29 protein-coding genes are annotated in these 25,517 nt (G+C 29.9%); 28 read left to right on the top strand and 1 reads right to left on the bottom strand.

Features of this window, described 5'->3' with window-relative positions; translation table 11 throughout:
• From L8V88_RS05340 to L8V88_RS05250, 19 genes are all read left to right on the top strand, one after another.
• The gene (locus tag L8V88_RS05340; RefSeq protein WP_039619694.1) at positions 1-939 is read left to right on the top strand and encodes an ABC transporter permease; all 939 of its coding nucleotides are present in this window, start codon (positions 1-3) and stop codon (positions 937-939) included.
• Complete coding sequence (locus tag L8V88_RS05335) at positions 932-1,708, top strand: ABC transporter permease (protein ID WP_263727158.1); 777 nt, start codon at positions 932-934, stop codon at positions 1,706-1,708. The genes L8V88_RS05340 and L8V88_RS05335 overlap by 8 nt, the downstream gene beginning before the upstream one ends.
• Positions 1,705-2,478: an ATP-binding cassette domain-containing protein gene (locus tag L8V88_RS05330; RefSeq protein ID WP_263727157.1), complete on the top strand. Its 774-nt coding sequence runs from the start codon at positions 1,705-1,707 to the stop codon at positions 2,476-2,478. The genes L8V88_RS05335 and L8V88_RS05330 overlap by 4 nt, the downstream gene beginning before the upstream one ends.
• The gene (locus L8V88_RS05325) at positions 2,462-3,130 is read left to right on the top strand and encodes an ATP-binding cassette domain-containing protein (RefSeq protein WP_263724263.1); all 669 of its coding nucleotides are present in this window, start codon (positions 2,462-2,464) and stop codon (positions 3,128-3,130) included. Before L8V88_RS05330 ends, L8V88_RS05325 begins: the two co-directional genes overlap by 17 nt.
• A gap of 119 nt (positions 3,131-3,249) precedes the next feature.
• On the top strand, positions 3,250-3,669 hold the full coding sequence (locus L8V88_RS05320; RefSeq protein WP_039629108.1) for an NAD(P)H-quinone oxidoreductase subunit 3: 420 nt from the start codon (positions 3,250-3,252) through the stop codon (positions 3,667-3,669).
• Positions 3,648-4,145 (top strand): NuoB/complex I 20 kDa subunit family protein, encoded by a 498-nt coding sequence (locus L8V88_RS05315; protein WP_039619352.1) that lies wholly within the window; start codon positions 3,648-3,650, stop codon positions 4,143-4,145. Before L8V88_RS05320 ends, L8V88_RS05315 begins: the two co-directional genes overlap by 22 nt.
• Positions 4,145-4,936, top strand: a complete 792-nt coding sequence (locus L8V88_RS05310; protein WP_263687697.1) for an NADH-quinone oxidoreductase subunit C — start codon at positions 4,145-4,147, stop codon at positions 4,934-4,936. The genes L8V88_RS05315 and L8V88_RS05310 overlap by 1 nt, the downstream gene beginning before the upstream one ends.
• Position 4,937: 1 nt before the next feature.
• Positions 4,938-6,164 (top strand): NADH dehydrogenase (quinone) subunit D, encoded by a 1,227-nt coding sequence (nuoD, locus tag L8V88_RS05305; protein ID WP_263727156.1) that lies wholly within the window; start codon positions 4,938-4,940, stop codon positions 6,162-6,164.
• Entirely contained in the window at positions 6,161-6,388 is a 228-nt protein-coding gene (locus L8V88_RS05300; RefSeq protein ID WP_039642382.1) for an NADH-ubiquinone oxidoreductase subunit E family protein, read from the top strand. Before nuoD ends, L8V88_RS05300 begins: the two co-directional genes overlap by 4 nt.
• Positions 6,385-7,101 (top strand): hypothetical protein, encoded by a 717-nt coding sequence (locus L8V88_RS05295; protein WP_263727155.1) that lies wholly within the window; start codon positions 6,385-6,387, stop codon positions 7,099-7,101. Before L8V88_RS05300 ends, L8V88_RS05295 begins: the two co-directional genes overlap by 4 nt.
• Positions 7,098-9,551, top strand: a complete 2,454-nt coding sequence (locus tag L8V88_RS05290; protein WP_263727154.1) for an NADH-quinone oxidoreductase subunit G — start codon at positions 7,098-7,100, stop codon at positions 9,549-9,551. The genes L8V88_RS05295 and L8V88_RS05290 overlap by 4 nt, the downstream gene beginning before the upstream one ends.
• The gene (nuoH, locus tag L8V88_RS05285) at positions 9,548-10,546 is read left to right on the top strand and encodes an NADH-quinone oxidoreductase subunit NuoH (RefSeq protein ID WP_039619340.1); all 999 of its coding nucleotides are present in this window, start codon (positions 9,548-9,550) and stop codon (positions 10,544-10,546) included. The genes L8V88_RS05290 and nuoH overlap by 4 nt, the downstream gene beginning before the upstream one ends.
• A gap of 8 nt (positions 10,547-10,554) precedes the next feature.
• On the top strand, positions 10,555-11,187 hold the full coding sequence (gene nuoI, locus L8V88_RS05280; RefSeq protein ID WP_263724268.1) for an NADH-quinone oxidoreductase subunit NuoI: 633 nt from the start codon (positions 10,555-10,557) through the stop codon (positions 11,185-11,187).
• Positions 11,180-11,686 (top strand): NADH-quinone oxidoreductase subunit J, encoded by a 507-nt coding sequence (locus L8V88_RS05275; protein WP_263674938.1) that lies wholly within the window; start codon positions 11,180-11,182, stop codon positions 11,684-11,686. Before nuoI ends, L8V88_RS05275 begins: the two co-directional genes overlap by 8 nt.
• Positions 11,686-11,997, top strand: a complete 312-nt coding sequence (gene nuoK / locus L8V88_RS05270) for an NADH-quinone oxidoreductase subunit NuoK (protein WP_263724334.1) — start codon at positions 11,686-11,688, stop codon at positions 11,995-11,997. The genes L8V88_RS05275 and nuoK overlap by 1 nt, the downstream gene beginning before the upstream one ends.
• Positions 11,985-13,787 (top strand): NADH-quinone oxidoreductase subunit L, encoded by a 1,803-nt coding sequence (gene nuoL, locus L8V88_RS05265; protein ID WP_263727153.1) that lies wholly within the window; start codon positions 11,985-11,987, stop codon positions 13,785-13,787. The genes nuoK and nuoL overlap by 13 nt, the downstream gene beginning before the upstream one ends.
• A 1-nt stretch (position 13,788) precedes the next feature.
• Entirely contained in the window at positions 13,789-15,258 is a 1,470-nt protein-coding gene (locus L8V88_RS05260; RefSeq protein ID WP_263727152.1) for a complex I subunit 4 family protein, read from the top strand.
• Positions 15,258-16,655 carry an NADH-quinone oxidoreductase subunit N gene (locus L8V88_RS05255; RefSeq protein ID WP_263727151.1) on the top strand — a complete coding sequence of 466 codons (1,398 nt, stop codon included), beginning with the start codon at positions 15,258-15,260 and terminating at the stop codon, positions 16,653-16,655. Before L8V88_RS05260 ends, L8V88_RS05255 begins: the two co-directional genes overlap by 1 nt.
• Before the next feature lie 24 nt (positions 16,656-16,679).
• Positions 16,680-19,043 (top strand): tetratricopeptide repeat protein, encoded by a 2,364-nt coding sequence (locus L8V88_RS05250; RefSeq protein ID WP_263727150.1) that lies wholly within the window; start codon positions 16,680-16,682, stop codon positions 19,041-19,043.
• Here the strand turns inward: L8V88_RS05250 and miaA are convergent.
• Positions 19,034-19,909 (bottom strand): tRNA (adenosine(37)-N6)-dimethylallyltransferase MiaA, encoded by an 876-nt coding sequence (miaA, locus tag L8V88_RS05245; protein WP_263727149.1) that lies wholly within the window; start codon positions 19,907-19,909, stop codon positions 19,034-19,036. The two genes, L8V88_RS05250 and miaA, sit on opposite strands and share 10 nt — an antisense overlap.
• A 69-nt stretch (positions 19,910-19,978) precedes the next feature.
• Here miaA and mqnP point away from each other — a divergent pair, with 69 nt between their 5' ends.
• From mqnP to L8V88_RS05200, 9 genes are read left to right on the top strand one after another with little or no spacing between them, the layout of a single operon-like run.
• Positions 19,979-20,854, top strand: coding sequence for a menaquinone biosynthesis prenyltransferase MqnP (mqnP, locus tag L8V88_RS05240; protein ID WP_039619329.1), 876 nt, complete (start codon positions 19,979-19,981; stop codon positions 20,852-20,854).
• A complete protein-coding gene (locus tag L8V88_RS05235) occupies positions 20,845-21,348 on the top strand; it encodes a hypothetical protein (protein ID WP_263727148.1) in 504 nt (167 codons plus the stop codon). Before mqnP ends, L8V88_RS05235 begins: the two co-directional genes overlap by 10 nt.
• The gene (locus L8V88_RS05230) at positions 21,341-21,862 is read left to right on the top strand and encodes a hypothetical protein (protein ID WP_263727147.1); all 522 of its coding nucleotides are present in this window, start codon (positions 21,341-21,343) and stop codon (positions 21,860-21,862) included. The genes L8V88_RS05235 and L8V88_RS05230 overlap by 8 nt, the downstream gene beginning before the upstream one ends.
• Positions 21,863-21,871: 9 nt before the next feature.
• A complete protein-coding gene (gene moaA, locus L8V88_RS05225) occupies positions 21,872-22,840 on the top strand; it encodes a GTP 3',8-cyclase MoaA (RefSeq protein WP_263727146.1) in 969 nt (322 codons plus the stop codon).
• Positions 22,840-23,589 (top strand): 7-carboxy-7-deazaguanine synthase QueE, encoded by a 750-nt coding sequence (locus L8V88_RS05220; protein WP_263727145.1) that lies wholly within the window; start codon positions 22,840-22,842, stop codon positions 23,587-23,589. Before moaA ends, L8V88_RS05220 begins: the two co-directional genes overlap by 1 nt.
• Positions 23,586-24,170, top strand: a complete 585-nt coding sequence (locus L8V88_RS05215) for a 6-pyruvoyl trahydropterin synthase family protein (RefSeq protein ID WP_263674947.1) — start codon at positions 23,586-23,588, stop codon at positions 24,168-24,170. Before L8V88_RS05220 ends, L8V88_RS05215 begins: the two co-directional genes overlap by 4 nt.
• Positions 24,170-24,370 (top strand): hypothetical protein, encoded by a 201-nt coding sequence (locus tag L8V88_RS05210; RefSeq protein ID WP_263674948.1) that lies wholly within the window; start codon positions 24,170-24,172, stop codon positions 24,368-24,370. The genes L8V88_RS05215 and L8V88_RS05210 overlap by 1 nt, the downstream gene beginning before the upstream one ends.
• Positions 24,370-24,780, top strand: coding sequence for a hypothetical protein (locus tag L8V88_RS05205; protein WP_214099233.1), 411 nt, complete (start codon positions 24,370-24,372; stop codon positions 24,778-24,780). The genes L8V88_RS05210 and L8V88_RS05205 overlap by 1 nt, the downstream gene beginning before the upstream one ends.
• Positions 24,780-25,442, top strand: coding sequence for a 16S rRNA (uracil(1498)-N(3))-methyltransferase (locus tag L8V88_RS05200; protein WP_263727144.1), 663 nt, complete (start codon positions 24,780-24,782; stop codon positions 25,440-25,442). The genes L8V88_RS05205 and L8V88_RS05200 overlap by 1 nt, the downstream gene beginning before the upstream one ends.
• The last annotated feature ends 75 nt before the right edge of the window (positions 25,443-25,517 follow it).

Raw genomic sequence — 25,517 nt, 5'->3', positions numbered from 1 at the left:
ATTTTTAAACGCCTCTTGTGGGCGTTTTTTTTGATGATTTTTGCGAGTTTTTTATGCTTTGTGATGATTTATCATGCTAAAGGAAGCGTGGTCTTTGCTAGTGTGCCTCAAGGAACTAGTATTAAAATAAAAGAAGAAATCGAACGTAATTTAAATTTAGATAAACCTTTATTAGAGCAGTATGAAAATTGGCTTTTTAATGCCTTAAAAGGCGACTTTTCCTACTCTTTAATCAGCGGAGAAAAAGTTAGTGAAATTTTAAAAGAAAAACTTCCTTATACCATCATACTAGGGAGTTTGGCTTTTTTTATACTTTTTGTGTTATCTTTGGTTTTGGCACTTTTTTGTGTTCTTTATAAAGATAGTTTTTTGGATAAATTTATCACTTTTTTAACGATGAGTTTTTTTGCACTGCCTGCTTTTTCTTTATCACTAATGCTTATTTTGGTTTTTGCTGTATTTTTTAAGCTTTTTCCAAGTTCGGCTATTGCTGATATTGGCTTTGAAGATGATGTGTTTAATCGTTTGTGGCATTTGTTTTTGCCAGTATGTGCTTTAGTGCTTTCACATTTAGCTGTTTTTGTGCGTTTTATAAGGACAAGTTTGATTGATAGTTTAAATCAAAGCTTTATAGAAAGTGCTTTTGCAAGAGGGCTTAGCAAAACAAGAATTTATTTGCACTTTGTGTTAAAAGATGCTTTTGGTTCTATACTTGCGTATTTTGGTGCTTCTTTTGTGAGTTTTTTAATGGGAACTTATATAGTAGAAAGTGTGTTTTCTTATGAGGGTGTGGGAAATTTGGTGATTAAAAGCATATTATTTAAAGACTATCCTGTGGTGCTAGCTGTGGTGATTTTTAGCATTTTAGTGGTGGTGCTTGTAAATTTGATCGTAGAAATAATTTGCAAGATGATTAATCCAAGGTTTGCTAATGCGTAAGTTTTGTGTGATGATGATTTTGTTAAGTTTTGTTTTAGCACTTTTTGCACCTTTAGTAAGTTCTTATGATCCTAATTTAGTGGATTTAAGTAAGGCTAAAATAGCCCCAAATTTAAGTCATATTTTTGGTACAGATTTACTTGGCAGAGATGTTTTTACGCGTATTTTATATGCCTTGCGTGTTTCTTTGTTTGTAGGGGTAATGGCAGCATTTTTTAGTGTGCTTTTTGCTTGTGTTTATGTGTTTTTAACAAGATTTTTTGCTTATGCTTTTTTTGCTAGAGTGCTTGATATGCTTTTGGCTTTACCTTCTTTACTTGTGATTATGTTTTTTCAAAGTTTTTTGGCGGGATCTTTGTGGAGTATGATTTTTATCATCGCTTTGGGGCATTTTGCTTTTGTAGCAAAGGTGCTTGATACTCAGCTTAATAAATTTCAAAAACTTGAGTTTTATCAAAATGCTATCATTCTAGGCTCTAGTAAGATGAAAGCTTTATTTAGCGAGCTTTTACCTGCTTGTTGGAATTTGCTTTTTGTGCTTTTTGTTTTAAATATTGCTCATGCTATTACAAGTGAAGCTACTTTGAGTTTTTTTGGTTTGGGTGTAGAGCTTTGGACTCCAAGTTTAGGAAATATGCTAAATGAAGCAAGTAAGGCTGTGTTTTTAGGATTTTGGTGGATGATAGTTTTTCCAGTAGCTTTTATACTTATGCTTATTTTGCCTTTGCTTGCTTTGGGTAATGATTTGCAAGAAGAGATTAAAACATGATAGAAATTGCAAATCTTAACCTTAACTTTAAAGATAAAATCTTGCTAAAGGATGTAAATCTTAATTTAGAAGATGGTAAAGCTTTGGCTATCATGGGTAAAAGTGGAGCGGGAAAAAGCTTGCTTTTAAAAAGTATGATTAAGCTTTTTGATAAACACTACAAGCTTAATGCACAAAAATTTCAGATAGATAAAAAAGATATTTTAAATTTAAAATCAAATGAGCTAAATGCCTTAAGAGCTAAGGTAAATTTACTTTTTCAAGATGTTTATGGGAGTTTTTATCCTCTTGTTGATATAGGGAGTTATTTTAATATAGTTTTAAAAACTCATACTAATTTAAGCACAAAAGAGATTAAAGAAAGGGCATTTTATTATTTTGAGTGTTTAGGGCTTAAAAATCATGACCTTTTGTGGCATTCTTTTATATATCAGCTAAGTGGTGGTATGGCAAGACGCGTTCAAATAGCTCTAGCTTTATTAAGCGAGGCTAAGTATTTATTGTGTGATGAGATTACAAGTTCACTTGATAGGGCTAATGAAGAAAAAATTATCGCTATTTTAAAAGAGTTAAAAGCGCAATTTAAAAATCTCATTTTCATCACGCATGATATAAATTTAGCTAAAGAGCTTTGCGATGAGGTAGCTATCATAGAAGATAAAACTTTGCTTTATCAAATGCCTATGAAAGAGTTTTTAAACAATCCAAAAGGTATTTTTGCCAAAGAATTGTTAAATTATTTTGAGAATGAAAATGTTTTTAGAAGTTAAAAATTTAAGTAAATCTTATAAAATTAAAAAACACTGGTATTTAAAAGAAGAAGAAATTTTTGTTTTTAAAGATGTGAGTTTTGCTTTAAATCAAAATGAGAATTTATTGCTTTGCGGGGAAAGTGGTAGTGGTAAAAGCACTTTGGCTAAAATTCTTTGTATGCTTGAACGCGCAAATACTGGAGAAGTTTTGTTTGAAAATGAAAATATATTAAATTTAGATTTTAATACTCAAAGAAAATTACGCCAAAAAATTCAATATGTTTTCCAAGATCAAAAGCTAGCTTTAAATCCTTATAAAAGCACTAAAAGACTTTTGCTTGATGTATATGAAAATTTTAAACTTAAGCCTGATTTTGAAGAGCTTTTTAAACTTTTTGATGTTTTTGAACTTGAAAAAGATATTTTAAATTTAAAACCCTCTAAGCTAAGTGGTGGTCAAAGTCAAAGATTAGGTTTGATTAGAGCTTTGCTTTTAAGGCCAAAATTGCTTATTTTAGATGAAATCACAGCAGCGCTTGATGTGGTAACCGCTTATAAAATTTTAAACTACTTGCATGCTTTTCAAAAAACACACGATATTACTTATATATTTATTTCTCATCAAGAAAAAATATTGCAAGATATATGCCATAAAAAAGTGTTTTTATAATAAAGATAAAAATTGTTTCATTTTGAAATATCATAAAATTTATTTTTTTGATAATAAGTTTTTATATAGCTAAGTTAAAGTAAAATAAATTTTAATTATGCTTGAATAAAAGGTTTATTATGACGCACGCAACTATAGAGCATCAATACTTTGGCATCTTTGCAATGCTTGTTATTGCAAGTGTTATATTTTTTACTTTGGTGTATATTTCTTCTAAAATAGGATCCAAACTCGCCTCTCATAATAGAAAAAAACTAGGACTTGGAATTTATGAATGTGGGCCTATGGCTTCTAAGCAAGCGAATAAAATCAATTCTCAATTTTTTGTTTTTGCTTTGATTTTTATTTTGCTTGATATTGAAGTGGTGTTTTTATTTCCTTGGGCGGTGATTTTTAAAGATTTAACCGCAGAGCTTTCAAAATACGGCTTATCTTTGTTTGCCTTAGTGGAAGTGTTTGTTTTTATTTTATTGCTTGCAATAGGTTTTTTATACGCTTATAAAAAAGGAGCATTCGCATGGCAGAGTATCAAAAAATGAGCAATGCACCGGTTGTTTTAACTACGGTTGATAAGTTAGTGCAATGGGGTAGGAGTAATTCTTTATGGGCGCTATCTTATGGGCTTGCCTGTTGTGCTATTGAAATGATGGCAGCAGGTGGTGCAAGATATGATTTTGATAGATTTGGAACGATTTTTAGAGCAAGTCCAAGACAATCTGAAGTAATGATTATAGCGGGTACTTTAAGCAAAAAACATGCTGAATTTACAAGAAGACTTTATGATCAAATGCCTGATCCTAAATGGGTTATTTCTATGGGTTCTTGTGCAAATACCGGTGGTATGTTTAATACCTATTCTACCGTCCAAGGGGTAGATAGAATCATTCCTGTTGATATTTATGTGCCAGGTTGTGCCCCGCGCCCTGAAACTTTTCAATTTGCTTTGATGATTTTACAAAAAAGAATTCGTAAAGAAAAAGCAAGCAGAAAAATAGCTCCAAAAAGGCTTATATGATGAGAAAATATAGCGATAAGAAAAATGCTCAGCTAAAAAATTATTATGAAGATAGATTTTACCATGCACCTGCAACTAAAAAACTAAGCACAGAGAGTAGTGCTTTTGAGAGTGATCATCAAATTTTAAGCCAAGAATTTGAGTTAAAAAATTCTTTTATAGAGCTTGATTTTTGGGTAATTGAAATAAATAAAGATGATAATGTTGCTATTCTTAGCAAGCTTAAAAATTTAGGTTATAGTTGTTTTACTGACGCAAGTGCGATTGATTTTGTTGCTCAAAAACAAGGTTTTGAGGTGTATTATCAGCTTTTAAATATGGAGAAAAATTTAAGAGTGAGAGTAAAGACTTTCGTTGGTTTAAAAGAAAAACTTCAAAGTGTTATGAGTGTTTTTAAGGGTGCTAACTGGTGTGAGAGAGAAATATATGATATGTTTGGGATTTTCATCATCAATCATCCGAATTTAAAAAGACTTTTAATGCCTGATGATTGGTATGGACATCCTTTTTTAAAAAGCTATCCTTTGCATGGTGATGAATTTGCTAAATGGTATGAGATAGATAAAATTTTTGGAAAAGAATACCGCGAGGTTGTAGGAGAGGAAAATAGAGATCCAGGTTTTGTAGATGAAAAAGACACGCTAAACTTTAGCAGAATTTATCATGAGGTTGGTAAAGGCGAAGCCCCAAGAGAAGATAAATACCTACAAGAATATCAAGAAGAAGGTGGTGTGCCTTTTGTGAAAAAAGCCAAAAGAACGCAAGTAAAAATTTTAGATAAGAGAAGATAAAATGCAAATTTCTACTAAATTAAAACCTTATTATGAAAATATAAGCTTTGAGCGTGAAGATGGTACTATGATAGTAAATCTTGGTCCCCAACATCCAAGTGCTCATGGAAATTTACGCCTTATTTTAGAACTTGATGGAGAAGAAATCACCAAGGCTGCTCCTTGTATAGGCTATATGCATCGTGGTATGGAAAAAATGGCTGAAAATATGATCTATCAAGAGTTTATCCCAACTACTGATAGAATGGACTATATCGCAGCTAGTGCAAATAATTATGCCTATGTAGCTGCTGTGGAAAAACTTTGTGGTTTGGAAATTCCACGCAGAGCAAGTGTGATAAGGATGATTTTGCTTGAGTTAAACCGCATTGCTTCGCATTTATTATGGCTTGCTACACATGCTCTTGATATTGGTGCAATGACAGTATTTTTATACTGCTTTAGAGAGCGTGAATATGTGCTTGATCTAATAGAAAAATATTGTGGGGCAAGACTTACACATTCATCTATGAGAATAGGCGGGGTAATGCTTGATTTACCTGAAGGTTTTTTAGAAGAACTTTTAGCATTTTGCAATAAATTTCCAAATGATATAAAAGATTATGAAGCCTTGCTTGATGATAATAGAATTTGGCGTGCAAGAACTGAAAATGTAGGAGTTGTAAGCAAAGAACAAGCGCTAAGTTGGGGTTGTAGTGGGGTTATGTTAAGAGGAAGCGGGATTGCTTATGATGTTAGAAAAGAAGAGCCTTATTTGCTTTATGATGAGGTAGATTTTGGCGTGCCTGTGGCTAAAATGGGTGATTCTTATGCAAGATATAAGGTTTATATGCAAGAATTTAGAGAAAGTTTAAAAATTTTAGTTCAATGTGCTAAGCTTTATCAAGACACTCCGCCTGAAATTTTATGCAATCATCCTGAGTATGTAAGCGCTTCAAAAGAGCAAATCATGACACAAAATTATTCACTTATGCAACATTTTGTCCTAGTAACCCAAGGCTTAAAACCACCAAAAGGAGAGGTGTATGTGCCAACTGAAAGTCCAAAAGGCGAACTTGGATTTTTTATCCACTCAGATGGTAGTGGTAGGCCATATAGATTAAGAGCTAGAACCCCAAGCTTTTTTCATTGTGCGTTTTTAGAAGAAATGCTTGTTGGATCATATTTGGCTGATGCGGTGGCAATTTTAGGAAGTATTAATATAGTTTTAGGTGAGATAGACCGATGAGACGCGTGGATTTAAGAAAAAGTCAAGATTTATTTAAGGATTTAGAACAAATCATTCAAAATGCCTATATGGGTGAAGTTTTAGTGGTTTTGTTTGAAATAGGAGATTTTTCTAATGTAGAAAAAAGTTTTGCTTTCATAAAAGAGCAAAATTGTGAACTTTTAAATTCTTTAAAATTTAATCAAGTAGATTGGACTATAGTTTTTAAAAAGGTAGGACAATGAAATTAGCAAGATATCAAGAAGGCTTAAATGCTTTGTGTTTTGTGGATTTGCTTTCTTTAAAAAATCCTTCGCTTTGTGCTAAGCTTAACAAAAGTAAAAATTACAATATTTCCTGTTTAGAAGATAAAAATTTAAAAGCAAGTTTTTATAAATGTGAGATTGCAAGTGTACCTTTCGTGCTTGCATTACTTTGTAAGATGAGTTTGGATACTGAATTTAACGAGCTTGATGAGGGTTATTTAAGTGCTGAATCTTGCTTTGGAGAAGAAGAGGCTTTAGAGATTTTAGAGTTTTTAAAAGAAGCAAAATGTATTATTTTTGATGAAAATTTATGCCAACATAAAGACTTTGAAAATATTAAGTATTTTTTAGAAAAACTTTGTCATAAATTTAATCTTTTGCTAATTTGCTCTAATGAAAATGAAGAAAATTTATCAATACAAAATTCTTTTAGTGAACTTTTAGAACTTGATAATTTTGATGGAACTATCATCATGCAAGCACCTTTAAGGGATAAAAATTTGCATTGTTCTTCATCTTTTGCTTTGATTGCTAAGGTTAAAGATGAGGATAAAATTAATTTAAAAATAAACACTCAAGAATTTACAACTATAGTAAAAATCAATCATGATTTAAAAGGCACGGTGGCTTTGTTTGATTATGAAAGCGCTGATTTTGCTTTTTCAAAAGCTCAAGTTAAGGTTATAAAATGAAAGTTATCATTAATGGTATAGAATGTGAGGCAAATGAGGGTGAGTATATCTTAAATGTCGCAAGAAAAAATGATATTTTCATTCCTGCAATTTGTTATTTAAATGGTTGTTCTCCAACACTTGCATGTCGTATGTGTATGGTAGAAGCTGATGGTAAAAAGGTTTATTCTTGCAATACTAAAGTTAAAGAAGGTATGGTAGTAGAGAGTGATTTGCCAAATTTATGGGATGAGCGCAATGCTATCATGCAAGCATATTGTATCAACCACCCTTTACAATGTGGGGTATGTGATAAATCTGGCGAATGTGAGCTTCAAAACTTTACACACAAGGCAAGAGTAAATGTGCAAAATTATTGGATTAAAGATACCCATAAAGAGCATAAAAAATGGGGCGAGATTAATTATGATCCAGCTTTATGTATAGTGTGCGAAAGATGTATCACAGTTTGTAAAGATAAGATAGGTGAAAGTGCTTTAAAAACTACTCCAAGAGGAGCAAATGCACCTGATGCAAGTTTTAAAGAAAGTATGAGTAAAGATGCGCTAGCGATTTGGACTAAATTTCAAAAGAGTTTAATTGCGCCAAGTAGCGGTAATATGCTTGATTGTTCTTTTTGTGGAGAATGTACAAGTGTATGCCCAACAGGAGCCTTGGTGGGTTCGGCTTTTCAATATACATCTAATGCTTGGGAATTAAAGAAAATTCCAGCTAGTAATCCCCATTCTAGTGATTGTGAGTTGATGTATTATGATATTAAACAAACTAGTATTAATAATCAAAAAGAAAAAATTTATAGAGTGAGCAATGACTTTGCTTTTGCTACGCTAAATAAAGCTGCAAGATATGGTTTTAATACCCAAAATGAAGTTCAAGGTAAAGATGAAAAAGCTTTTGAAAAATTAGTAAATATGATAAAAAATGATGAAATAAAAAATATTTTATTTAATAGTTTTATTACTAACGAAGAAGCCTTAATCTTGCAAAATTTAAGTAAAAAATTTAATCTTAATCTTATAAATCATGAAGCTAAAAAATTCCAAGATTTCCTAGCTTGTTTTTATCAAAATGCAAATGCAATGTATAATGCAAATACAGACGATATTACTCAAAGTGATTTTTTAATCATCGTAGGTTCATTTTTACGCTATGATGTGCCAACGTTAGGATATAAAGTTAATAACGCTTTAGTAATGAATAAAGGTGCAGGGCTATATTTTCACCCTATAAAAGATAAAGGTGTGGATAAATATTCTAAAAATTTATTGCAGATTAATCATGATATTAAAGATAATGAAAATATTTTATTATTTATCTTGCAAAAATTTGTTAAAGAGCTTCCACAAGATTTTAAAAATACATTAGAAAATGCGTATTATCAAGGCACTAAAGAAATAGAAGAAACTATTAATGAAGAAGTTATTGAAAAGATAGAAAAGCAAAATGAAAATGGTGCAACTATTATAGAAGAAGTTAAAAAACTTGTGCCTAAAAAAATTAAAAAAAGCATAGAAGTGCAAAGATCAAATTATGCGAAAAATCTTGGCATAGATGAGGATATTTTAGAAACTTTATTAGCTAAAAAGCAAAAATTTACACTTATTATAGGAAGTGATTTTTACTATGATGAGCAAAGTGTAAAGCTAGCAAAGCTTTGTGCTTTGGTGCAAAAATATACTGATTTTAAAGTCTTTTTAAATCCAACTTGCACCAATACTTTAGGCGTGAGTTTAATTTGTGATTTAAGTCAAGATTTTCAAGCGGGAAAAACACTAGGTTATAACGAAAAAGGTGATTTTACTTTTTCTTATGATGGGCATTTTGATCTTGCAAGTTCTAGTTTAAATCAACAAGAAGGTAGCTTTGTCAATTATGACAAAAGATTAGTTCCTACAAATGCAGCTTTAGAATTTAAAGGTTATTTTTTAAATGATTTAGCAAATGCTTTAGATTTTGATGAGGAATTTACGATCAACTATACTAAATTTTTACCACAAAATAAAGGCTTTAAGGCAATTGATTTTGATGAGTTAGAAAATCATTATGATAATGGTGGGGTAAATCATAGAGGTTATGAGCTTGATTTTTCCCATTTTGAGTTTGAAAAAACATTAAGCGTTCAAGAAGTTAAAGAACAAAATGAAGGAAATTTGACTTTATATCATGCAAATAGCATTCATCAGTTTTCAAAGCTTAGTAATAGAGCTTTTAATGAGGTTGGAGCTTTATTTTTATCGTCTGATTTAATGCAAAAATTTGATTTAAACCAAGATGATAGTGTTATTTTAAAAAATGAAAAAACTCAAATTGCTATAAGTGTAAAATGCGATGAATCTTTAGAAAATGGCGCGTATTTGGGGGATTATGATAGTAAGATTGATTATAAATCTTTATTTGATAATACTCGATATGCAAAAGTTTGGCTTGAAAAAGCAGGAGCTAAAATATGAGTGATATTACTTTTTTTATTATAGAAACAATTATCAAATGCGTGCTTGTTATAGCTATTTTTGCTACTTTAGCAGGCTTGGCAACTTATCTTGAAAGAAAGGCTTTGGCTTTATTTCATCGTCGTTTAGGGCCTGATATGGTAGGTCCTTTTGGATTGCTTCAAGTAGTTGCTGATATGATTAAGCTTTTTACTAAAGAAGATATAGTGCCAACTTATGCTCAAAAAGTGGTGTTTTTAATCGCTCCATTGATTGCAGCAATTTGTGCTTTTGTAGCAATTGCAGCTATTCCTATTTTTCCTGAATTTACTTTATTTGGTAGAGTGATTCGTCCTATTATCGCTGATATTAATGTGGCCTTGTTATTTGTTATAGGTATGGGTGGGGTTAGTTTTTATGCGATTTTTTTAGGAGGCTTGGCTAGTAATAATAAATGGTCATTACTAGGTGGGGCAAGAGGGCTTGTTTCTATTATCTCTTATGAGAGTGTTGCAGGACTTTCTTTGGTGTGTGTTGTAATGCTTGTTGGCTCTTTATCTTTAGTAGATATTAATAACTATCAAAGCGAAGGCATACTTTCTTGGCTTATTTTTAAACAGCCTTTAGCTTTTATTTTATTTGTAATAGCCATTTTTATAGAAACTAATAGAACTCCACTTTGTTTAAGCGAAAACGAAACTGAACTTGTTTCAGGTTATGGCACTGAATATAGTGGGCTTAGATGGGGTATGTTTTTTATTGGTGAATATACAGCCATGATTACCGGAGCGATTATGATATCGCTTTTATTTTTGGGTGGATTTAATGATTTTTGGATTATACCAGGGGCTATTATGATGCTTTTGAAAGTGTCTTTTGTGTTCTTTTGGTATTTTTGGGCTAGAGGGGCTTTTCCGCAACTGCGTCCTGATCAAGTAATGAGAATGTGTTATTTGATTTTAATTCCTTTAGCGGTTTTAAATTTATTAATTAGTGCTTTAGTACTTGTGATATAGGAAAAACAATGAAAAAAGGTTATTTTAAAGTAGATTTTGAGCGTAAAAATCCTCAAAATGCTTATGAAAAATTCATACAAGTAATCAAGCGTTCTTTAAATACAGAACTTTTTGTAGGTTTATTTGTTGTATTAAGAGAAATGTTTAAAAAGAACAATAGCGCAACGATTAAATATCCTATGGAAAAAGTTGCTTTAGATAATCGCTACCGTGCAGTTCATCGCTTAATGCGTTTTATTGAAAGTGAAAGTGAATGTTGTATTGGTTGTGGCTTGTGCGAAAAAATTTGTATTAGTAATTGCATAAGAATGGAAACAAGTTTAAGCGAAGATGGTCGTAAAAAGGTTGAAAATTATAGTATCAATTTAGGGCGTTGTATTTATTGTGGCTTTTGTGCTGATGTTTGTCCTGAACTTGCCATTGTACATGGTAAAGAGTATGAAAATGCAGCAGAACAAAGATCTTATTTTGGTCAAAAGCAAGATTTTTTAACTCCTATTGATGAGCTTAAAAATCAAGTGGTATTTGAAGGAAGTGGTAGTTTAAGAAAAGATGCTGATGATTTAGTAAAGAAAACTCCAAATTATTATGAGATAGATTTGCAAAGACAGCAAGATACCCCAAAGGAAGAAAATGTTTGAAACGATAGCTTTTTGTCTGTTAAGTGTTTTGGTATTGGGATTTTTTCTAATTAGTGTTTTAAGTACTAGTGTGCTTTATGCTATTAGTTCTTTGGCTGCGGCTATGGTTTTTTTAAGCGGATTTTATTTTTTACTGAATGCTGAATTTATTGGAGCGATTCAAATTATCGTTTATAGTGGGGCTATTTTAGGTCTTTATAGTTTTGCTATGATGTTTTTTGATGCTTCGATAAAAGTAAAGGAAAGTCTAAAAGGTAAAAGAGTATTTATTTTTGCTGTGGTTTTTAGTGCCATTTTGTTAATTAGTATTATTATGGGTTATAACTTTGGCTTAAATGAAGCTAATGAGGTTTATGATCTTGATTCAACTCAGCAAATAGGTTTTGCCCTATTTACAAAATACATGCTTGCTTTTGAATTTATGGCAATTTTGCTCTTAATAGCTTTAATTTGTGCAATAGCACTTACTCAAAAAAATATAAAAAAGGATGAGCAATGATGTTAGAAAAATACTACATTGTGGCTATTTTGATGTTTATCATTGGTCTAATAGGTATTATAAAACGCCAAAATTTAATTATGCTTTTTATTTCAAGTGAAATTTTATTAAATGCTGCTAATTTGGCCTTAGTTACAGCAGGGGCTTCCCATAAAGATATAGAAGGACAAATTTTTGCTTTATTTGTAATGGGGGTTGCAGCTTGTGAAGTAGCTGTTGGGATAGCACTTTGTGTTTTATGGTATAGAAAAACAGGAACATTAGAGCTTGGCTCTTTAGCTGAAAAAGGAGAGTTAAAATGCAAAATTTAGCCTTAATTGCACTTTTTTCTCCTTTAGTTTCAGCTATTGTTTTAGGTATTTTTGCTTTTAGTGCTAAGAAAATTATTTTAGGTTATTTAGCTTCTTTATTTATAGCTTTTTCAGCATTTGCTTCAATTATTTTATTAAGTAATGGGGTGCATTTTAACTTTGAACTTGGCACTTGGATATCTTTAGTAGATGTTAGTTTTGGTTTCAAAATAGATTCTATTACTTTAATTATGATGAATGTAGTAAGTATAGTTGCTACTTTTGTGCATTTATATAGTATATTTTATATGGAGCATGATGAAGGGTTTAATCGCTATTTTAGTTATTTAGGACTTTTTGTTTTTTCTATGATGTTTTTGATTATGAGTGATAATTTCTTAGGACTTTTCATAGGTTGGGAAGGTGTTGGACTTTGCTCATGGCTTTTGATAGGTTTTTGGTATCATAATGAAAAATACACCTTTGCTGCTAATGAAGCATTTATCATGAATAGAATTGCAGATTTGGCTTTGCTTTTAGGAATTTTCTTAATTTATATAGAGTTCAATTCTTTAAAATACGATGAGTTTTTTACCCTTTTATCTTTAGGGCATGAAAATGATATGATTTTGATTTTGATAGCACTTTTACTTTTTGTGGGTGCTATGGGTAAATCAGCGCAATTTCCTTTCCATACTTGGCTTGCTGATGCTATGGCAGGACCTACACCAGTTTCAGCGCTAATCCATGCTGCGACTATGGTTACTGCGGGAGTTTATTTAGTAATTCGCGCAGGAGAGCTTTATTTGCAAGTTCCTGAAGTAGGATATTTTATCGCTATACTTGGAGCTTTTGTAGCGCTTTTTGCTGCTTCTATGGCTATGGTAGCTAAAGACTTAAAAAGAATTATTGCTTATTCAACACTTTCTCAACTTGGGTATATGTTTGTAGCAGCAGGTCTTGGAGCTTATGCTATAGCTTTATTTCATCTAGCAACCCATGCATTTTTTAAATCTTTATTATTCTTAGGCGCGGGTAATGTTATGCATGCGATGAATGATAAGCTTGATATTAGTAAGATGGGTGGGCTTTATAAAAGTATGCGTTTTAGTGCTATTTTAATGCTTATAGGCTCTTTGGCTTTGGCAGGAATTTATCCTTTTGCAGGATTTTTTTCTAAAGATTTAATTTTAGGATTTTCTTTTATAAGTCATCATCATGGAATTTTCTTAGTGCTTTTAATAGCAGCTTTTATGACAGCTTTTTATAGTTTTAGACTTTTAATGCTTGTATTTTTTACTCCAAAAAGACATGAAGAACATCCTCATGAAGCTAGTAAAATAGCCTTGCTTGCGATGAGTCCTTTGGCTTTACTTGCTATTATTGCAGGATTTTTTGAGCATAGTTTTATGGAGTTTGTAAGTCAAAACTTAGCTTTTATTGATGGACAAAATTCTTTAGTTATGGTGCTTGCAAGTGCTGCTGCGGTACTTGGAGTGCTTTTAGCTATCATAGCTTATTGGAAAAATTGGTTTAAACCATCACTTTCTAAAACAAGCATTTATAAGCTTTTGTTTAATGAATACTATATACCAAGGTTTTATCATCAATTTATTGTTAGCAAATATGCTTTATTTTGTGAATTTTTAAGAAAAAGCGATAAAGAAATTTTAGATACTTTGGTAGATAGTGTTGCATTTTTCCTTAAAACTTTTGCTAGAACTCTTAGCATAGGTAAGGATTATTCTTTGGTTTTAAGAATTACAGTGTTGGCTTTTGTATGTTTATTTTGTTTAGCGTTGGCGGTGTAAAATGCTTAGTTTATTAATGTTATTTCCATTTTTTGCAGCTTTTATAGCTTTGTTTTTGCAAAAAGAAGATAGCAAGTCTTTTGCTGTTTTAGTTAGTTTTTTGATTTTAATTTTTAATGTTTTTTTGTTGTTTAATTATCATGGTGGCATAGCTTATGAGTTTAGTTTAAATTCTTTAATAGTTAATTTTCATATCGGTGTAGATGCTATAGCGCTTTATTTGATGTTGCTTTGTTCTATTATGATTTTTTTATCTTTTATATGTTTAGATATTCAAGATAAAAGTGTTGTGGTAAGTATATTTTTATTGCAATTTTGTATTATAGGGCTTTTTGCTTCATTAGATGCTTTATTATTTTATGTATTTTGGGAGTTTTCTCTTATACCGCTTATTTATTTAATAGGCAGATATTCAGATAATTATAAAGCAGGGATTAAATTTTTCATTTATGCATTTTGCGGTTCTATGCTCATGCTTTTAGCGATTATTTATGTAGGGTTTTTGTATTATCAAAGTTTTGGGTATTGGAGTTTTGATTTGCTTGCTTGGTATCAGAGTGAATTTTTCATACCTGAAAGTGTGCAAAATTTAATCTTTATAGGATTTTTTATCGCTTTTGCGATTAAAAGCCCTTTGTTTCCTTTTCACACTTGGGCGCCAAAAGTTTATGCAAAAAGTCCGACTTTAGTATCTGTAATGCTTGTTAGTTTTAAAATGGCTCCTTTTGGATTTTTAAGATTTATCTTGCCTTTAACACCTGATACTTTAAATCATTATTATTCTTTGCTTGCTATTTTATGTATAGTTGGAATTTTATATGCAGCTTTAATTGCCTTTAAAACCAAGGATTTAAAAGAATTAATCGCTTATAGCTCAATTTCGCATTTAGGTGTGGTGATTTTGGGTATTGTGACTTTTACTTATAATGGGCTAAGTGGTTCTGTATTTTACATGTTTGCACATGGTATAGTAACAGGTGGTTTGTTTTTGGCTGCTTATATGCTTTATAAAAGATATCATACTTTTGATTTAGACTTTTATAAAAATTTAGCTAAAACAGCTCCAGTGTTTAGCTTTTTCTTTGCAGTGTTATTATTTTCATCTATTTCGCTACCTTTGACTATTTCTTTTGTAGGTGAGTTTTTAATTTTACAAGGCATAGCAAGTGTGAATTTGTGGTATGCATTATTTGCAGGTGGTGTGATTATTTTAGGGGCTATTTATATGTTAAATATTTATAGAAATATGTTTTTTGCCACTAATGTAGAAAAAATGGAGAAATTAGTATTAAAAAAAGGCGAAATTTTTGTGTTGAGTATTTTAAGTGCTTTGGTAATTTATTTAGGGATAGCTCCAAGTGCTATGCTTGATCAAATTGCTTTGAATGTAAATAGCATTCTTGAGGTTATGCAAACAAGAAATATTGCAATAGAAAATCAAAAAATCATAGATGATATAAGAGGTTTTTAATGAGTGGCTTTAGTTTAGAAAAATTGAATTTTGTATTATTATTTCCTGTGTTGTCATTGCTTTTTTGGGCTATTGCTTTACTTTTATTAGGTGCATTTAAAAAACTTTCTAGAAATTTTTATATAGGAGCAAGTGTTATAGCTTTGCTTAGCACCTTATGTTTTTTATTGCTTTATAATGGCTTTGTTTTAGATAATTCTCATGCTTTTTTTGGTTTATTTGTAAGCGATAATTATGCAATTTTTGCTCAATTAGTTATTTTGGTTTTTTCTATGCTTTATTTATTGATGGACAAAGATGAGCAAAAGCCAGAGTTTTTTTCTTTATTTTTATTTATGGTTGCGTCTTTAATATTAATGATATCAAGCACTAATTTAATCGTAATTTTCCTAGCATTAGAAGGTTCTTCTTTAGCTCTTTATACTCTTATTGCTTTAAGAGGAACTCATAATGCTATTAGCTCTAGTATAAAGTATTTTACTCTAGCTGCAGTGGGGGCTGGGTTTTTTGTCTTTGCTTGTGCTTTTGTGTATTTAAAAACTAAGTCTTTGGATTTAGATAATTTATTGCATTCTGAATACATTTCAGATCCTATCTTGCTTTGTGCTGGAGTAATGTTTTTAGTTATTGTTGGGGTAAAGCTTTCTATCGCACCTTTTCATTTTTGGTTAAAAGATGTGTATTATGGGGTGCATACAAATTTTATAGCATTTATATCTATAGTACCAAAAATAGCTATGATAATAGTAGTTTTAAGAATTTTTTCTGCTTTGGGTGGTGGGGTAAAATTTGAATATATAGTAGCATTGCTAGCGATTTTTTCTATGCTCGCTGTAAGTATAGTAGCTTTAATCCAAAAAGATGTAAAAAAAATGCTTGCATATAGTTCTATTACTCATTCTTCTTTTATATTGGCAGTTATTGTTTCTAGTATGAGTGTAAGTTCTCAAGGAGATGGGACTTCTTATTTGCTTTCAATTTTTGCTTTGTTTGTGTATTGGATTTCTTTTGCTTTTGCAAATTATGGAATTTTTTTGATATTGAGTTTATTTCAAAAAAGTTCATTTGAGAGTTTTTCGGGCTTGTTTGATCAAAGACCGGTATTGTCTATAATGTTAGCTATATTTATTTTATGTATAGCAGGTATTCCACCTTTTGGGATTTTTTGGGGTAAAATTTTAATTTTGGCTTCTATTTTAAATTCAGGCTATTATGTGCTTGTATTTGCTATAGCTTTAAGTTCTATGATTATGCTTTATGCTTATTTGAAAATTTTAATTTATGTTTTTTTCAAAAAAGCTCAAATCATAGAAAGTGCAAACTTAGATGTAAAACAAAAGATTATTTTATGCTTGTGTTTGATTGGAAGTGTTTCTTGCGTGTTTTTGCTTTTGTAAAATAATATTGCTATAATCACGCTTATGATAAGGGTTTTATTTTTATTTTTATTAAGTATAACTTATACATTTTCTTTTGAAATTATTGTTAATAAAGGGGAAGAACACAAGCGCCCCTTTACACTTTTGCATTTAAAAGATAATAAAGATTTTACCTGTAAAAATGTTTTTGAATTTGAAAAGACCCATTTTGAATGTAATGTTTTGGGTGTTAGTAATATGCAATTTCAAAATAAAGAGTTTGATGATTTTACAATTTATTTTGAAAAGCACCAAACCTTTTTGACAATCAAAATCTATCCTAAAATTTTAGCTAAGATGTTTAATTATTCCCAAGATATTTTTAATGCAAAAGAAATTCAAAGTCAAAGTGGAGATACTTCTAAGCATTTTGTATTTATTTTTACTAAAGATTTAAGATATTACAAACCTAGCGATGGGCTCGATTTTGATATTTATTTTGATGATGGATTAATGCCCTTTATTGGAGCTTTAGATTTAAATTCTAACCCTATGGAAACTTCTAAAAGCGCAGATTTTAACGCTTATTTTAGTATAAAACAAGAATATGAAGCAAAAAAATATGATCAAGTATTAAGGGATACTGTTAATGCTATTAAGCGTTATCAAGGTAGTGTATTTATGAATGAATTTGAGCTTTATAAATTAAGAGCGCAAAATAAACTTTATACTTATGAACTTGATAAAGACCAAGTAATTTTAGAGCAAATGTTAGATGATGCTAAAAGATGGGTGAGAACTTATATTAACGATAAAGATTATACAGAAGTGATGTATATTATGATGAGAGTTTATATGGGTTTATCACAAAGATCAAATGTTGAATATATTATAGATACTTTAAATACTGAGCATAAAGGCGATAAATACACTATAATGGCTTTGCTTGATTATGCAGATTATTTATATCATTTGGGTAAAAAAAATACCGCAAATAATATTTATCAAGATGTGTATTATTCTACTCCAAATGCAGATTTAGCCAGTAGGGCTGCTTTATTTTTATCAAAAAATTATTTAGAAACTCAAAATGCAAAAGAAGCCAAAGAGTTAGCAAATAAAATTTTGGAATCAAACCCTGAATTTTTCATGAGTGATTTGGAAAATTCTTTATTATTAGCTAAAGCTTTTGCTAATAATAGGGTTTATGATTTAAGTTCTAAAATTTATGAGTATATCTTTACGCATTTAACTAAGGTAGATAAAGAATATGAAAAAGTGCTAAAAGATCTTGCTTTGGCTTTATTAAATGCAAATGAGCATACCAAGGCTCAAAAATATTTAGATCTTTATGCAGAAGATTTTCCTTTGGGTGAATATGTAAGTTTAATTAAAGAAGCGCAAGATAAAAACTTTTTATATTTAAAAGATGCTAATGCAAGTTTTTTACATCAAAGATATGAAGAAATTATGAAAAAATACGCTGGAGAAATTTCTAGTAAGGCGTTGTTTGATAATGTAAAATTGTATTTTCAAGAAAAAAATTATGAAAAAGTTGTAAGTTATCAAAAAGATATTGAAAAATATTCCAATAAAGAAGTTAAAAATCTTTTAGAGCAAGCTGCTGTTTTAGTTTTAGAACAAAAATTAAAAAATGATGAATGTTTAGCTGCTGTGAAAATATATGATGATTTTAAAGCTTACAATGTAGGGGGTAAAATACAAAACAAAAAACAAATGCTTGAGTGTTTTAAACGCACAACGCGCATTGAAGAAGCTAAAAAATACATAGTGGATAATGAAAACGATGATATTATCTTTTATAAGCTTCAAAGTGCTGATTTAGCTCTTAAAGATAAGCGTTATAGCTTTGTTATAAAAACAATTAACGATATTTTAAACACAAGAACGATTATTAGTGATAATGAAAAATTTGAAGCAAATTATATTAAATTTTTTGCTGAGCTTAGATTACAAGATTATAATGCTATGATAAGAACTTTACAAAAATTAGAGCAATTTCCTATGAATTATCGTATGGTAGAGCTATATTATGAGTTTTTGCGTTATTGTGAAAAAAATAATTTTCTAACCAGCATTTTAACTTATGCTCCAAAGGCTATTGATTATCAAAATTTAAAAGGGGTGAATCTTTTTAGTCCTGATTTAGAATTTATCTATATTAAAGCTTTAAAACAAAACAATCAAGCCCAACAAGCTTTAACTTTATTTAAAGATTTACTTGCTAATCCCTTAAAAGATGATGAGCGCGCAAGAGCTTTTTATATGCAAAGTAATATTTATGAAGATTTAAAAGATGTGCAAAATCAAAAGCAAAGTTTGCAAAATTGTATAGATATCAATGCAACGAGCAATTGGCAAAATTTATGTAAAGATAAATTAAATGTCTTAAACACTCAGCCTTGATATTTTTTTAAAATATAAGCTTTTAAATTCTCATAAGCATTTTGAAAATCTAAAATTTCTTTATTGAATTTTTTATTAAAAGTTCTTTGTCTTTTAGCAAGTTGTCTTGTGTGAATGATGATGAACTCTTCAAGCTCATTTAAATTTATTTTTTTATCTAAAAACTCTTTGCATTCTTTTAAACCTATGGAATTTAGTGCTTTTAAATTATGATCATAATTATCAAATAACATTTTAGCTTCATCTACTAAACCCTCATTTAGCATATTTTTAGTGCGCTTAATAATGCGTTTTTCTAAAAGATCTTTTTGCCAAGAAATTTCAAAAATATCAAGTTTTTTAATCAAAGCTTCTTGTTTGGTTTCTTTTAAAACTTCACTTGGAATTTTATTAGTTTGCTCATAAATTCCAAGCCATTTTTTCAAACGATAAGTATCGTTTTTTTCTATTTTTGCTTGTGAATCAATTTTTATCATTAAATGATAAATTTCATCATTACTTAGTGCGCTTTGACTTTCTTTAAAATTTTCACTCAAGCCATCCATTAAAGCTTTTAAATAAAAGCTAGTTCCACCTGTGATAATAAGCATTTGATTATTTTTTTGGGCAAAAGCTTTTGCTTTTTTGTATTCTTCAAAAAACAAAGCGATGTTAAAATGCTCATTGACATTTAATAAATTTATGCCAAAATAATCAAGCTCGTCTAAGGTTTTTTGCTCTGTTTTGGCTGAAGCGATGTTGATTTGTTTATACACGCAAAGACTATCAAGGCTTAAAATACTTGCGTTAAATTCATAAGCTAGTTTATTAGCAAGTTCTGTTTTGCCACTTGCGGTAGTTCCAATGAGTGCAAATTCAAAAAACATCGTAAAAATATCCTAAATTTAAAATTATTTTAGTAAAATCATAACAAAAATATATTATAAAGAGAAAAAATGCCTATATTAAAAGAAAAATTAAAAGATATTTTAGATTTGATTGTTTTTAAGCATTCTATTTTTGCCCTACCTTTTTTATTTACTTCAATGATTGTAGCTTCTGTTATTTTAAATGATAGCACTTGGTTTGGCTTTAAGGCTTTATTTTTGGGTATTATTTGTGCAGTAAGTGCAAGAAATTTTGCAATGGCGATTAATCGTTTGATGGATGAGGATATTGACAAAAATAACCCAAGATGTGCAAATAGACCTAATATCGATGGGCGTATAGGTAAAACTAGTATTTTACTTTTTATTATTTTAAATGCTATTATTTTTGTTTTGGCAAGCTATTTTATTAATAAGTTAGCCTTTGCTCTTTCTTTGCCGGTATTGTTTATTTTAGCTATTTATTCAGCTTTTAAAAGATTTTCATCCTTAGCGCATTTAGTATTAGGATTTTGCTTAGGGCTTGCTCCTATTGCAGGTAGCATTGTAGTTTTGGGAAGTATTGAAATTTATAGTGTGATTTTGTGTTTGGGTGTTACTTTTTGGACAGCTGGATTTGATTTGCTTTATGCTTTGCAAGATATGGAGTATGATAAAAAAACAGGCTTACACTCTATACCTGCTAAATTTGGACTTGAGGCAACCTTATTTATCTCAGCATTTTGTCATGTTTTAGCAGTGCTTTTTTGGCTTTTATTTGTTTGGGTGGCTCCAACGGGAAATATTGCCTTTTTAGGTGTGATAATTAGTGCGATTATTTTATTTTTTGAGCACCGCATTGTTAGAAAGAATTTTGCAAAAATTGATAAAGCATTTTTTACTTTAAATGGGTATTTAAGTATAGTGTTTTTTATATTTATTTGGGTTGATCTTTTATGGAGATAAAATTTTTTAAAAGCTCGTTAGAGCTTGAGTTTGAAGAGAGCAAAGAAAGATATGAAGAGTTTTTGCAAGAATATCTTTCAAGTAATAATTATGTCAATTTAAGCAAATGGAAAAAGCTTGCTTCAAGAGTGGAATTTAGCGAAGGTGAGCAAATTATTTTTGATTTGCTTATGGATATAAAACAAGAATTGTATTTGATAAAAAATGATATCAATAAAACAAAATTATTTACAGATTTAAAATATAAAGCCTTTGTGGTGGGTGTAAATTTTGCACACATTCAGTTTAAAGATAAGTGCTTGGCTCAAGATGAGGAATATTATGCAAGATTTGAGTTAAATGATCAAAAAATTAGTATTTTTTTTAAAGCCTTAAATGAAAATGAGGCAAAAATCACACAAATAAAAGCAGAAGATGAGCTTGTGTATGATAATTTTGTGGCAAATATGCAAAGAGCGATGATTAAGATTTTAAAGGAGCGAGAAAATGGGTAGTGATTTATTATTGTGGCTTGTGGTAGCTTTATTAATTTTTGCTATGTTTGCTTATATGATGATAAAAGAAAAAGAAAGTATTGCTAAAATTAATGAGCTTGGTAAAATGATAGAAGATTTAAACAAGCAATATCATTATTTAAAAAAAGAAAGTTTAGAGGAACAAGAACAAGAAAAAGAAGAAATAGACACTGAAGTTATTAAAGAAGAGTTAAAAGAAGAGCTTTTACAAGTATTAGAACAAAAAATCAATCAAAATATCATTCCTATTTTAAGCGCCTTAAAAGAAGTAGAAGAGGTGATTGAAGAATTTCAAAGTGAGCAAAAAAATCGTTTATTAAATTTAGAACAAAAAACCCAAAGTATTACAAAATTAAGCCCAAGTTATGATAATGAAGAGCAAAAGGTAATAGAGCTTTTTAATCAAAAAAAATCCATTGAGCAAATTGCCAAAGATTTGCGTATAGGTATGGGCAGAGTTGAGCTTATTTTAAAATTTAATAAATTATTATAAAGGCCTTTGATGTTGGTAGATAGTTATGGAAGAGTGATTGATTATTTAAGAATTTCAGTAACACAAAGATGTAATTTTCGTTGCCTTTATTGCATGCCAAAAACTCCATTTGAATGGAGTGCTAAGGAAAATCTTTTGTCATTTGAAGAACTTTTTATGTTTGTTAAGGTTTGTATTGATGAAGGAGTTAAAAAAATTCGTATTACAGGTGGTGAGCCTTTAGTAAGAAAAGATTTGCATAAATTTATTGCTATGATTAGTGAGTATAAGCAAGATATAGACTTAGCGCTTACTACTAATGCTTCTTTATTAAAACAACAAGCAAAAGACTTAAAACAAGCAGGCTTAAAAAGAATTAATATCTCTTTAGATACCTTAAAAGAAGAAGTAGCTTTTAAATTAGCCCAAAAAAATATACTTAAAGATGTGTTAAATGGTATTAATGAGGCTTTAGAATTAGGCTTTAATATTAAATTTAACACCGTAGCTCTTAAAGGGATTAATGATAGTGAATTTATTGATCTTTTGGAATTTGCCAAAGCACGTAAAAGTCAAATTCGTTTTATAGAATTTATGGAAAATTACCATGCTTACGGAGATTTAAAAGGCTTAAAATCAGCAGAAATTTTAAATATTATTGCTCAAAAATATTCTTTTAAACAAGGACAAAAAAGTCCAAATGCGCCTGCGACTATTTATGAACTTGAAGATGGATATGAGTTTGGCATTATTGATCCACATAGCCATGATTTTTGCGATACTTGTAACCGTATAAGGCTTTCAGCCGAAGGGCTTTTAATACCTTGTTTGTATTATGATGAGGCTTTAAGCATTAAAAAGGCTATACGTAATAAAGACATAGTAGGTGCTTGTGAGGTTTTAAAAACCGTGATAAAAAACAAATCAGAAAAAAATAGATGGGCAGAAAATGAAGCCAATCAAAGTTCTACAAGAGCCTTTTATCAAACAGGTGGATAATGGAAGTTGTTGAAACTTTTTTAAGCTTGCAAGGTGAGGGAAAATATAGTGGAAATTTAGCTATATTTGTAAGGTTTGCTGGGTGTAATTTTAACTGCGTAGGCTTTGGGGTAAAAAAAGAAAAAGATTCTAAAATACTTTTGGGCTGTGATACTATAAGAGCTGTTTTTACCAAAGAATTTAAAACTTGTTATAAAACATATACTTCAACAAAGCTTTTTGATGAGGTTTTAAAACTAGCAAATTCACATAAAGCTATAGTTGTCATTACCGGCGGTGAGCCTTTATTAAATTATCAAAATAAAGATTTTTTGTGTTTTGTTAATTTACTTTTAGAAAATGGTTTTAAGGTGCATTTTGAAACAAATGCAAGTATTGAAATTGACTTTGAAAAATACCCTTTGTATAAAAAATGCTATTTTGCTTTAGGGGTGAAGCTTAGTAATAGTGGGGTTAAAAAAGAAAAAAGGATTAATGAAAAAGCTTTGAAAGCTTTTAAATGCTATGCTAAGGATAGCTTTTATAAATTTGTTTTAGATAAGGATTTTTTACAAGAAAATAAAGCCTTAGGCGAAATCAATGAAATTTTACAAGTTTGTGAAAATGAGGTGTTTTGTATGCCTATGGGGTCAAATGAAGAAGAAATTTCTAAAAATGCCTTAAGTGTTGCTGAATTTTGTATAAAAAATGGATATAATTACTCTGATAGATTGCATATTAGAATTTGGGGAGATAAAGAAGGCGTATGATTATTAGAAAAATGTTTGAATTTGAAAATGCTCATATTGTTAGATTTTGTAGCTCCAAGCGATGTAAAACAAGCATACATGGCCATTCTTATAAGGTAGAAATTTTACTTGAGAGTAAATACCTTGACAATGCTGGAATGGTGTATGATTTTGGCTTGTTAAAAGATGAGATAAAACAAATTATTGATAGTTTTGATCATGCTATTACGCTTTTTAAAGATGATGATAAAGTTTATTTAGAAGATATGAAAAAGCACTCGCAAAGATGGGTAAGTTTGCCTGTGAATGTAAGTGCGGAAAATTTTGTACGCATATTTTTTGTGCTGATTGATACCTTACTTTTAAAGACTAAGATGGTCAATGGTGAGCAAGGCGTTAGTTTAAAAAGTATTATTGTGCATGAAACAAGAACAGGCTATGCACAAGGTTTTAGAGAAGATGCTTATAGTGAGTTTTTACCAAAGATTAATCTAGCAGATATTGAATTTTCACAAGCTATAAGTGACGAATGGAAAGATAAAGATTTTTTTAAAAAACTTCAAGATTCAAATTTTGTTTTTGTCAATCAAAAGGAGGTATGATGAAAAAGGTTTTATTGATTGTGCCATTATTGCTTTTTATAGCTTGTTCAAGCCAAGAAAATACAACCACAAAAAAAGAAGTACAAACTGAGCAAGTTCAAATTGAGCAAAGTGATTCTAATGTTATTATAGATGATGAAACACTGCCTATACCCGTAGATGATGATATCAAAGATGAAAATAGCACACAAGGACAGTGATGGATCAAAGTTACGAGTTTTTTTTAGCATTGCATGTGTATAGTCTATATGCAAATGGCTTTTTAATGTTGTTTTATTTATATCTAACTCAAAGTAGTTTTTCGCAAGAGTTTATTTTTATAAAAAGAATTCGCCTATTTTTGCCAATTTATTATTTATTTTTAGCAATTACACTTTTTACAGGAAGCTTGCTTTGGGCTTTAAAGCATTTTGAGCTAAATTTATACATACTTTCTATGTGGTTTTGTTGGATTTTGATTTTTGCTTTGGCTATTTATCAATTTGTTTTATTTAAAAAAGCAAGATTGTTTAAACGTTATGCTAAATTTAGATTTTTAAGCTTTTTTATTTTGTGTTTGGGAATATTTTTACTTTTTGTGCCTTATTTGCTTCAAAGGTTTTATTTTTAATGCGATTTTTATATCACCCACAAAGTGGTGTTTTAAATTTAGAGCTAGAAAATGAAGCTTTTTTGCACTTAAAAGCTAGAAGAATTAAAGTAGGTGATAAAATCATATTAAAAAATTTAAAAGATTTTTTTGCTTATACTTATGAATGCATAGAGCTTTCTAGACGCTCTTGCGTATTAAATTTACTTGATAAAAAAGAAGAAAAACAAGAACTAAAAACGCATTTGCATTTAGCTTTAGCGGTGATTGATCCAAAGATTATAGAAAAAACCTTGCCTTTTTTAAACGAGCTTGGAGTGGCAAAGCTTTCTTTTGTGTATATGGATTATTCACAAAAAAATTTTAAGTTAGATTTTAAAAGAATGGAAAAAATTCTTATAGAGTCATCCCAACAATGCGGTCGCGCTTCTTTAATGGAGCTTGAAAGCTTTGATGATTTTAAAAAATTTCAGCAAGTTTATGAAAATATTGTTTTAATAGACTTTGAAGGTGAAGATTTGATGAGTTTTGAACCTAGTAAGCATGTGTTTTTAATAGGCGCCGAAGGTGGATTTTCGCAAAAAGAAAGAGAAGAGAATGTAAAAAAAGCAAAATTACAAGCTAATTTCATACTCAAAGCGCAAACAGCTTTAGTAGGGGTTGCTTCAAAATTCATAATTTAAAAACATGCTTAAATTTAGCTATTTTTTATATAAAAATCTATATAATTACGCCTTAATGTTTTGAAAAAGGATAAA

The organism is Campylobacter sp. IFREMER_LSEM_CL2101 (assembly GCF_025771825.1).
Lineage (GTDB): Bacteria > Campylobacterota > Campylobacteria > Campylobacterales > Campylobacteraceae > Campylobacter_D > Campylobacter_D lari_C.
The sequence above is the reverse complement of the archived record's forward strand: the minus strand, read 5'-3'. Positions and strand labels throughout refer to the sequence as shown.

Excerpts from the sequence above, each read along its gene's own strand:
- nuoK (WP_263724334.1), top strand. The coding sequence starts at position 11,686 with ATGTTAGAAAAATACTACATTGTGGCTATTTTGATGTTTATCATTGGT.
- L8V88_RS05295 (WP_263727155.1), top strand. The coding sequence starts at position 6,385 with ATGAAATTAGCAAGATATCAAGAAGGCTTAAATGCTTTGTGTTTTGTG.
- L8V88_RS05205 (WP_214099233.1), top strand. The coding sequence starts at position 24,370 with ATGGATCAAAGTTACGAGTTTTTTTTAGCATTGCATGTGTATAGTCTA.
- L8V88_RS05200 (WP_263727144.1), top strand. The coding sequence starts at position 24,780 with ATGCGATTTTTATATCACCCACAAAGTGGTGTTTTAAATTTAGAGCTA.
- nuoH (WP_039619340.1), top strand. The coding sequence starts at position 9,548 with ATGAGTGATATTACTTTTTTTATTATAGAAACAATTATCAAATGCGTG.
- L8V88_RS05220 (WP_263727145.1), top strand. The coding sequence starts at position 22,840 with ATGGAAGTTGTTGAAACTTTTTTAAGCTTGCAAGGTGAGGGAAAATAT.
- L8V88_RS05315 (WP_039619352.1), top strand. The coding sequence starts at position 3,648 with ATGGCAGAGTATCAAAAAATGAGCAATGCACCGGTTGTTTTAACTACG.
- mqnP (WP_039619329.1), top strand. The coding sequence starts at position 19,979 with ATGCCTATATTAAAAGAAAAATTAAAAGATATTTTAGATTTGATTGTT.
- L8V88_RS05310 (WP_263687697.1), top strand. The coding sequence starts at position 4,145 with ATGAGAAAATATAGCGATAAGAAAAATGCTCAGCTAAAAAATTATTAT.
- L8V88_RS05275 (WP_263674938.1), top strand. The coding sequence starts at position 11,180 with ATGTTTGAAACGATAGCTTTTTGTCTGTTAAGTGTTTTGGTATTGGGA.
- L8V88_RS05335 (WP_263727158.1), top strand. The coding sequence starts at position 932 with ATGCGTAAGTTTTGTGTGATGATGATTTTGTTAAGTTTTGTTTTAGCA.
- L8V88_RS05325 (WP_263724263.1), top strand. The coding sequence starts at position 2,462 with ATGTTTTTAGAAGTTAAAAATTTAAGTAAATCTTATAAAATTAAAAAA.
- L8V88_RS05250 (WP_263727150.1), top strand. The coding sequence starts at position 16,680 with ATGATAAGGGTTTTATTTTTATTTTTATTAAGTATAACTTATACATTT.
- L8V88_RS05210 (WP_263674948.1), top strand. The coding sequence starts at position 24,170 with ATGAAAAAGGTTTTATTGATTGTGCCATTATTGCTTTTTATAGCTTGT.
- L8V88_RS05300 (WP_039642382.1), top strand. The coding sequence starts at position 6,161 with ATGAGACGCGTGGATTTAAGAAAAAGTCAAGATTTATTTAAGGATTTA.
- L8V88_RS05320 (WP_039629108.1), top strand. The coding sequence starts at position 3,250 with ATGACGCACGCAACTATAGAGCATCAATACTTTGGCATCTTTGCAATG.
- L8V88_RS05215 (WP_263674947.1), top strand. The coding sequence starts at position 23,586 with ATGATTATTAGAAAAATGTTTGAATTTGAAAATGCTCATATTGTTAGA.
- L8V88_RS05260 (WP_263727152.1), top strand. The coding sequence starts at position 13,789 with ATGCTTAGTTTATTAATGTTATTTCCATTTTTTGCAGCTTTTATAGCT.
- nuoD (WP_263727156.1), top strand. The coding sequence starts at position 4,938 with ATGCAAATTTCTACTAAATTAAAACCTTATTATGAAAATATAAGCTTT.
- L8V88_RS05230 (WP_263727147.1), top strand. The coding sequence starts at position 21,341 with ATGGGTAGTGATTTATTATTGTGGCTTGTGGTAGCTTTATTAATTTTT.
- L8V88_RS05255 (WP_263727151.1), top strand. The coding sequence starts at position 15,258 with ATGAGTGGCTTTAGTTTAGAAAAATTGAATTTTGTATTATTATTTCCT.
- L8V88_RS05330 (WP_263727157.1), top strand. The coding sequence starts at position 1,705 with ATGATAGAAATTGCAAATCTTAACCTTAACTTTAAAGATAAAATCTTG.
- L8V88_RS05290 (WP_263727154.1), top strand. The coding sequence starts at position 7,098 with ATGAAAGTTATCATTAATGGTATAGAATGTGAGGCAAATGAGGGTGAG.
- nuoL (WP_263727153.1), top strand. The coding sequence starts at position 11,985 with ATGCAAAATTTAGCCTTAATTGCACTTTTTTCTCCTTTAGTTTCAGCT.
- nuoI (WP_263724268.1), top strand. The coding sequence starts at position 10,555 with ATGAAAAAAGGTTATTTTAAAGTAGATTTTGAGCGTAAAAATCCTCAA.
- moaA (WP_263727146.1), top strand. The coding sequence starts at position 21,872 with ATGTTGGTAGATAGTTATGGAAGAGTGATTGATTATTTAAGAATTTCA.
- miaA (WP_263727149.1), bottom strand. The coding sequence starts at position 19,909 with ATGTTTTTTGAATTTGCACTCATTGGAACTACCGCAAGTGGCAAAACA.
- L8V88_RS05235 (WP_263727148.1), top strand. The coding sequence starts at position 20,845 with ATGGAGATAAAATTTTTTAAAAGCTCGTTAGAGCTTGAGTTTGAAGAG.